The following is an 8416-nucleotide window of genomic DNA, read 5'->3' as shown; positions in this document are numbered from 1 at the left end:
CGGTACACGTCAACCTGATCCGGGAGGGCAGCGATCTGCGGGCCTCGGTGCTCTACCCATCAGGCGGCATGCTGGACACCGGCCTGTTCACCGCCCAGCGCAACCGCCCGGACCACTTCGCCCGAGTGGGCGACGCCACCGGACGGCGCAGCATGACCTTCCAAGAGCTCAAGGACATCTTGACCGAGATCAGGGGTGAGGAACCCGCGGTAGCCGACCTAGTGGAACACGGCAACTTCGTGGTCGATTGCGTGGAGCAACGCCGATTCATCATCGGCCGCAACATCGAAGACACCGTCGCCCTACTCCAGCGCCGGGCCGAGGCCATCGGCCGCTACGAAGTCCCCGACTACCACGACATGGGGCTCTAACCGAGTGCTCCACCGAGGATTCATGGTGTCCAATAGCAATGCTGGGCACATTCTTTGCCCCACTAGCCATTAGAATTATCTCTATGTTGTTACAAAAAAGCTTGTTCGCTGTGCTAATTGCGATTGCTGCCGCTGCGTTCGGGCTAGGGTCTTCTGCCGGAGCTCAGACGGTGGCCGACATCCAAAAGCGCGACCAGCTCATCGCTACCCAAGAGGCTCTGCTGAACGCGTACCGGTGCCAGCTCAACGTCGACGTGGCCGCCGTTATGGGCGGATGCGCGAACGGTATGCCCATCCTGTCTCCCGCTGATCCGGGTACTTTCAGCGGAACTCCGACTCAAAATGACATAGACGTCCGTGAGAAGCTGATCGCAGAACAGGAAGACCTCTTGAACAGCCTGCGCTGCCGGTTCGGCGTAGATACTGACGCTGTGTCGGGCGTCTGCCCCGAGCCAGATGAACAGCCCGTGTCAGATGAACAGCCCGAGCCACAAGGGGTCCAGCAGCCGACTCCCGCACCCATACCCACGAACACTGAACCAGATCCGGGGGCGAGCCCGCAAGGACAGGAGCCTCAGCCTTTTCCATGGGTCGGCCAGCTTTGCGTAAAGATAGAAGAGTACGGCGAGGATTCAGACGGATGGGTGTACAACGATCCCGATAGAACAACTTGCACCATGTTTGAGAACATCGAGTACATCATCAACAATGCAAGCTCACGGGCAGCCTTACACTATGTGAACGCATACGGCTCAAGAGTCTTGCTCTGCCCGCACAATTGGAAGATCGATGAGCAAGGTCTATGCAGATATCCCAATCCTGAAGAAGCCGCCCTCAGAAACGCTCAGTGGAGACAAAGATACGGAGAAGGGAGAATTTCAATAGAGTTCCCATCTGATGCCAGCAGTCAAAGTGCCGTGTTCATACCCATCCAGCTGATTGTCTTGACAAGTACGCCCTGACACGCCGCTAACCCACTAAGACCTTCGGGCTGCTCTTGCTCCCAGGTTCCGATTCGGCTAAGACGATGGGCTCCGACGATGGCTGTAAGAGGTGCCGGCTCCCTCTAAACTCAACACATGTGGCGGTTGAAAGTAATTGCTATCGCTGGTTCCCTGACTTCGCACCCTATTGTGCTATTCAACATTAGAGGCCAATTGGGATGGGATGAAGTACGCGAAATCGCTTTTGTAGCAATTATGGGTTGGCAGCTAGTATTCCTCTATTATATCTTTGCATTGAAGTCTCGAGTTTCTGTATTACTTGGAAGTTGCCTAATACTGGTTTCATATCCAGTAGTTACGTCGCTGGTTGCCAGAGACACAAGCAGTACCGCTGCAATCGGCTATTTCTCCATTCCGTGGGGAGTAATCTTTCCCGCATTGGTCCTTATTCACATTTTGGACTCTTTGGGAAAGTGGCTAGTCTCATCTATAAGGGATCGAAAACTCAAGTTTTACAACCAGCCGTAGGGACTGACGACCACTATCGCAGCATGGCCCGGCCTTTGTCGAAGACCGTGGTGCCCCGGCCGGAGACCACCCGGAACAACACCCCATTCTCCTCGTGGCGGTCGTGCCAGATCTGGGTGGTGAGCACGTCGCCGTTGTAGCCGGGGGAGGCGAAGCGCCCGCCTATCGAGCCCAACGCCAAGGGGTCGCCCCCGCACACCGTTTCCACCAGGGCCCGGCAGGCGAAACCGTAGGTGTTGAGCCCCATGAGGATGGGACCGTCGAACCCGGCCGCCGCGGCCACCGCGGGGTCGTAGTGGATCAGGTTGGGATCGTTGCCCCCGTGGCGGTAGAGCAGCGACTGCACCGGCAGGGTCTGCCAATCGACCGCGGTGTCGGGGGGCGCGTCGCCGACATCCCAGGCCGGTGTTTTGGGGCCGGGGTCGCCGCCAAAACCCCCCTCACCCATCACGAACAGCTTGGAGCCGGTGGTAAAAAGCGGCTCACCGGTGGCGGCGTCCACCGACTCGCTCGCGGCGTGGACCACCGCGCCGGAGCCCTTGTCGTAGATGCCCACCACCGTCGAGGTGCTGATCACCGACCCCTTGGGACTGATCTCCCCGTGAATAGCCAGCTCCTGCTCGCCGTGAACCAGTTGGTGAACCTGGTAGTCGCCATACCGGAACATGGGATTACCTTCGCCGCTGCTGGCCTTGTCCGACCGACCTCCCGAGCACACGAAGCTGGGGTACACCTGCTGGGGATGCCCGGCGGCCTTCTCCCCCACAAACGCCAGATCGTCGAACCCCGCCCCCACGCTGAGCGCATAGAGCGTGCAGTCCCGGGGCAGCCATCCCCGCTGATGGGGCTCACCCCGATGCCCAACCATGTCCAGATACATCGCCATAGGGGCCATTGTGTCCCAAATCGGCCCCATTCTTCCTAAAGCGGAAGCGACAGATACGGTGAGGCCATGGCCGATGATCGAGTGCAGCTCACGGTGGACGGACACATCGCCGTCATCACCAACAACAATCCCGCCAAGCACAACGCCTTCGACGACGACATGGATCTGGCGCTGTTCGACATCTTGAGCGAGATCAAGGCCGACAAGTCCATCCGGGCTGTGGTGTGGAAGGGAGAGGGCAAATCGTGGTCTTCGGGCCGAGACGTGTCGGCCATTGGCGGCGGTCAGGTGGAACTGGCCCACCACGCCCTCATGGACCGGGGCCAGAGGGGCATTCAGCAGGTTTGGGACATCGACGCCCCCATCATCGTGGCCATGCAGGGATGGGCTATGGGAGGCTCCTTCCAGCGAGCCCTTTTGTGCGACATCCGGGTGGCGGCCGAAGGCGCTCGATTCAGGCTCCCTGAAGTGACCCACGGCGTGATCCCTGACACTGGCGGGGTGGGCCGGCTGTTCGAGATCTGCGGGTCGGGCTTGGTCAGCGACATGGTGCTCACCGGCCGAATACTGAGCGCTGAGGAGGCTCTGACCCACGGCATCGTGTCCCGCATCGTGCCCCCCGAGGAGTTGGACGACACCGTGATGGAGATGGCAACCCAGATCGCCGCCGCCTCGCCTTACACGGTTCAGCTTGCCCGCCGGGTAATCCGCAACCTGGCCATCGAGGATCTGCGCAGCTCCATGAACGACGAGTACGCCTATCAGACGCTCATCAACCGGTCGGACGACTTCGCCGAGTTCCGGGCGGCCCGAGCCGAAGAGCGCGACCCCGAGTACAAGCGTTCCTGAGGAGGAGATGACAAATGGCTGAGATCACCGGACTTCCCGAGCCCGCCCAGGAGGGCGCAACCGCCCTGGTGCCGGGCACCTACGACGGCCAGACCGTGTTTGTGACCGGTGGGGGCACCGGGCTGGGCAAGGCCATCGCCACTGAGTTCGCCCGGCTGGGAGCCAACCTGGTTATCGCCAGCCGCAAGCCCGAGCACCTTGAAGCGGGCCAGGCGGCTATAGAGGAGATAGGCGCTGAGGTGCTGGTGGTGGGCTGTGATATTCGCCAGGCCGACCAGATAGCCGAGGCGTTCGACGCCGCCACCGAGCGTTTCGCCATGCCCGACGTGTTGATTAACAACGCGGCGGCCAACTTCCCGGTGCCGGCGGAGGACATGTCGCCCAACGCCTGGCGCACGGTGGTGGACATCACCCTCAACGGCACCTTCTTCTGCGCCCGCGAGTTCGCCCGCCGCCATCTCGCCGCCGGCACAACCGGGTCGATCGTCAACATCGGGGCGTCCTATGCCTGGACTGGCGGCCCTGGCTTTGCCCACTCAGCCGCAGCCAAGGCCGGGGTCAAGTCGATGACCGAGAGCCTGGCCGTGGAGTGGGGGCCCTACGGCATCCAGGTGAACGGACTGGTGCCGGGGCTGTTCCCCCACGAGGACATGACCTCCGACATCCGCTCCAGCCTCGACCGCACCCACGAGAAGGACCCGTGCCAGCCGGCCATGCGGGTGGGGCGGCTGCGGGAGCTGGGCTGGGCGGCCACTTTCTTGGCCTCCCCATTCGCCCGGTTCATCAGCGGCCACACCATGGTGGTGGACGGGGCCAACTGGCAGCGCCGCTCCATGACCAACCCAGCCGTCACCACCATCCGCGACCAGATGGGCAAAGGGCCGTTCGAGCTTTGAGTACAGGGCTCTGATTGCCATGGACCACGCCCAACCGATGAGTACAGAAGCCCGGCCCTCTGATCCCATCGCGCTGGAGGTGGTCAAGAACGCCCTGGGAGCTATCGCCGAGGAGATGGGGCTGACCACGGTACGATCGGCTTACTCCTCAGTGGTGAAAGAGGGCGGTGACTCCACCGCCGCAATCTTCGATTACCGGGGCCAGTTCATCGCCCAATCGATGGGCGCTCCGCTGATGCACCTCTCCAGCCTTCGCCCGTCGCTGCGCTCGCTGCTAGACGACTTTCCGGCCTCGGAGATGGCCGACGGCGACGTGTACGCCTCCAACGATCCCTACCGGGGCGGCATCCACTCCAACGACGTGATGGTGTTCCGCCCGGTGTTCATCGACGGCACGCTGGCGTTCTTCACCTGCGCCCTGCTGCACGTGGCCGACTTGGGCGGCATGGCCGCAGGCGGGCTGCCGGCCAACGCCACCGAGATGTTCCAGGAAGGCCTGGTACTGCCCCCCGTGCCGCTGGCGGTCGCCGGGGAGGCCAACCAACCGATGCTGGATGTGATCGCGGCCAACAGCCGCACCCCGGAGAAAGTTCTGGGCGACATCCGGGCCATGATGGCGGCCACCAACCTCGGGGCCGACCGGCTGGACGATCTGGCCAACCGGTATGGCCTGGATCGTCTGCACCAGATCACCGACGACCTTTTGGACTACACCGAACGCCGCACCCGGGCGGGCATCGAAGCGCTGGCCGACGGCACCTACACCGGCTCGTTCATCATCGACGACGACGGGGTGAACCCCGACGCCGATCACGAGGTGCATGTCGCCCTCACCGTGAGCGGCTCCACCATCACCGCCGATTTCGAGGGAACCTCACCCCAAGCGCCGGGCCCGATCAACGCCGCGGTGTCGCAGACCACCTCCGGAGTGCTGTTCGCCGTCCGCTGCCTGCTGGCCCCCGACATCCCGGTGAACGACGGCGCCTTCCGGCCCTTGGAGCTGCGCTTGCCCCAGGGCACGCTGGTAAATCCCAATCCGCCCGCCGCGCTCAACGCCCGCATGGCCACCGTCATGGCCGTGGTGGAGGCCATGCTGGGGGCTTTTTCCCAGCTCGACCCGGCCCGAGCGGTGGCCGCCTCCTGCAACGTCCACGTCTACATCATGAACGGCACCGGGGCCGACGGCCGGCCGTGGGCGTTCATGGATCCCCAATTCGGCGGCTCCGGCGCCCGCTCCGACCGAGATGGCGTAGACGTGACCGGCCCGCTGGTGCTGGGCGCCGGCGGGGCATTCCACACCGTGGAGGCCTACGAGCAGGAGCACCCGGTGCGCTTCGAGCGCTTCGAGCTGTGGACCGATTCAGGGGGGCCGGGCCAGTGGCGGGGCGGCACCGGATCACGCCGCGACATCCGCATACTCACCGACGGCCAATTCACCGGCCGGGCCACCGATCGCTGCCGTCGCCCCCCTCCGGGCATCTATGGCGGCTCACCCGGCGCGGGCGGGGGCTGGGTTCTGAACGAGGGCACCCCCGACGAAAAGTCGCTGCCGGCCAAGGTCACTGCCTATCCGCTGCGGGCCGGGGACATGATCACCATGCTCACCTCGGCCGGCGGCGGCTTCGGAGACCCGCATGAACGCGACCCCGAGATGGTGGCCGCCGATGTGCGCGACGGTCGGGTGTCACCGGAGGCGGCCCGCCGTGATTACGGCGTGATCATCGACACGGAGACCGGGGAGGTGGACCCAGCGGCCACCGCAGCATTGAGAAGCAAATGACCGTCGCCCTGGGCATCGACATCGGGGGAACATTCACCGACGTGGTGATGATCGACCGCTCCGATGGCAGCATCTGCACCGCAAAGGTGCTCACCACCCCCGACGACCCGGCAGCCGGAGTGCTCGACGGGATTGCCGAACTCTTGGCCGAGGCTGGCTATGACCCTCCCGAAGTGTCCCAAGTGGTCCACGCCACCACCCTGGCCACCAACCTCATCTTGGAGCGCAAAGGCGGCCCGGTGGCCTACGTCACCACCGCCGGTTTCGGCGACATCTTGATCATCGGCAACGAGCGCAAGGGCGATGCCGAGAAGTACGACCTCTTCTACACCAAACAGCCGCCCATCGTCCCCCGGCGGCGCACGGTGGACGTGGTGGAGCGGACAGGGGCCGACGGCTCAGTTGTGGTGCCGCTCGACGACGAACAAGCCCGAGCGTCGCTGGCCGATCTGCTGGCCCGCGAGCCGGTGGAAGCGGTCGCAGTCTGCTTCCTGCACTCCTACGCCAACGGAGACCACGAGCGCCAAGTGGCCGACATCATCGCCGAGCTGAACCCCGACCTCTATGTGGCGGTTTCCAGCGAAGTGTGGCCCGAGTACCGGGAACTGCCTCGAGCCTGCACCACGGTCATGTCGGCCTACGTGGGCCCCACCGTCACCCGCTACATCGCCCGGCTGGACGAGGAACTGGCCCGCCAGGGCATCGGGGCCCGATTGCAGATCATGGGCTCGTCGGGCGGCATCATCTCGGCCGCCACCGTGGCCCGGCGACCGGTGCAGCTGGTGGAGTCGGGGCCGGCCGCTGGGGTGATGGCCGCCGCCCATATCGGTCGGCTCAGCGGCATCGACAACCTGATCTCCTTCGACATGGGCGGAACCACCGCCAAAGCAGGGCTGGTGCGAGACGGCCAGGCCGCCATCGCCCACGAGTTCTTCGTGGGGGGCACCGCTTCTTCGGGCGTGAAGCAGATCAACACCGGCTATCCCATCAAGATCCCGGTGATCGATTTGGCCGAGGTGGGCGCGGGCGGAGGGTCGATCGCCTACCTCGATAGCGGCGGCGCGCTGCGGGTGGGGCCCGATTCCGCCGGAGCCGAGCCGGGTCCGGCCTGCTACGACCGGGGCGGCGGCCAGCCCACCGTGACCGACGCCGATCTTGTGCTGGGCTACCTCAATCCAACCTTCTTCCTCGGGGGCCGCATGGCTATCCGGGCCGACCTGGCCCACGCCGCCCTGGCCGAGATGGCCGAGCCCATGGGGCTGACCCCGGAGGAGGCCGCTGCCGGGGTGTACGAGGTGGTCAACGCCACCATGGCCGCCGCGGTGCGGGTGGTGACCCTGGAGCGGGGCATAGACCCCCGCGATTTCACCCTGCTGGCCTCAGGCGGCGCGGCCGGAGTCCACGTGGCCCGCCTGGCCGAGGAATTCGGCATTACCAAGGTGGTCGTCCCGGCCAACCCCGGCGTGGGCTCGGCAGTGGGCCTGCTGGCCTCCGACGTGGTGACCGATCATGTCCGCACCCAGGTGATTGACTCTGTCGATGCCGATGCCAGCGTCGTCAACGCCATCTACACCGAGCTGGAAGCTGTGGCCGTCGCCGAAATCGGGGCTGAGGGGTTCTCTGCCGACGAAATCGTTCTGGAGCGAGAGATCGACATCCGCTACCGCCACCAAGCCCACGAACTCACCGTCCCCCTCCATGGAGTTAACCTCGACGAGGCGGCTGCCGCGTTCAACGAGCTCTATGAAGAGCTGTACGGCATCCGCCAGACCGACCCGGTGGAGTTCGTCAACTACCGAGTGCGGGTTGTCGGCCCGGTGCCCAAGCCCGACTGGTCAACCGACCAAGTAGCCCCTCAACCGCCCGTTCCCCTCTCGTATCGCCCCGCCTGGTTCGGCGGCGAGATGGCCGACACCCCCGTCTACCGCCGCCACACCTTCCTGCCCGGCCCCACCGTCGCCGGCCCCGCCATCATCGAAGAAACCTCATCCACCGTGGTCGTCCCCGAAGGCTGGACCGCTTCAACCGACCGCTGGCTCAGCCTGGTGCTGCGCCCAAAAGGGCCTACTAGCGGTAACGAGGGTGCCGCGTTTTCTAGTCCTAACTGAGGGGCCGAGCGGATTGGCGGGTTAGGTGGGGTTCCATCGGTTTTTCCAGTCGAT

At 64.5% G+C, this 8416-nt stretch carries 7 protein-coding genes; 6 read left to right on the top strand and 1 reads right to left on the bottom strand.

The genetic code is table 11. The features are described 5' to 3' along the window. Positions 1-371: hypothetical protein (locus OXG30_02685; protein MCY4133806.1), on the top strand; the 371-nt coding region annotated here is incomplete at its 5' end. 83 nt (positions 372-454) lie between these two features. Further along, complete coding sequence (locus OXG30_02680; GenBank protein ID MCY4133805.1) at positions 455-1333, top strand: hypothetical protein; 879 nt, start codon at positions 455-457, stop codon at positions 1331-1333. A 523-nt stretch (positions 1334-1856) separates the two neighbouring features. Here OXG30_02680 and OXG30_02675 read toward each other — a convergent pair. Then, positions 1857-2729 (bottom strand): MaoC/PaaZ C-terminal domain-containing protein, encoded by an 873-nt coding sequence (locus tag OXG30_02675; GenBank protein MCY4133804.1) that lies wholly within the window; start codon positions 2727-2729, stop codon positions 1857-1859. 66 nt (positions 2730-2795) lie between these two features. Here OXG30_02675 and OXG30_02670 point away from each other — a divergent pair, with 66 nt between their 5' ends. The 4 genes from OXG30_02670 to OXG30_02655 are packed head-to-tail and all read left to right on the top strand — an operon-like array spanning position 2796 to position 8362. Further along, the gene (locus OXG30_02670) at positions 2796-3578 is read left to right on the top strand and encodes an enoyl-CoA hydratase/isomerase family protein (GenBank protein MCY4133803.1); all 783 of its coding nucleotides are present in this window, start codon (positions 2796-2798) and stop codon (positions 3576-3578) included. Positions 3579-3592: 14 nt separating this feature from the next. Then, complete coding sequence (locus tag OXG30_02665) at positions 3593-4474, top strand: SDR family oxidoreductase (GenBank protein ID MCY4133802.1); 882 nt, start codon at positions 3593-3595, stop codon at positions 4472-4474. 37 nt (positions 4475-4511) lie between these two features. Next, positions 4512-6254 carry a hydantoinase B/oxoprolinase family protein gene (locus tag OXG30_02660; protein ID MCY4133801.1) on the top strand — a complete coding sequence of 581 codons (1743 nt, stop codon included), beginning with the start codon at positions 4512-4514 and terminating at the stop codon, positions 6252-6254. Further along, positions 6251-8362 (top strand): hydantoinase/oxoprolinase family protein, encoded by a 2112-nt coding sequence (locus OXG30_02655; GenBank protein ID MCY4133800.1) that lies wholly within the window; start codon positions 6251-6253, stop codon positions 8360-8362. The genes OXG30_02660 and OXG30_02655 overlap by 4 nt, the downstream gene beginning before the upstream one ends. Positions 8363-8416 lie beyond the last annotated feature (54 nt).

It is taken from the genome of bacterium (genome assembly GCA_026708015.1).
Lineage (GTDB): Bacteria > Actinomycetota > Acidimicrobiia > Acidimicrobiales > Bin134 > Poriferisocius.
Note: the sequence above shows the minus strand (reverse complement) of the source record. Positions and strands in the feature narration are given on the sequence as shown.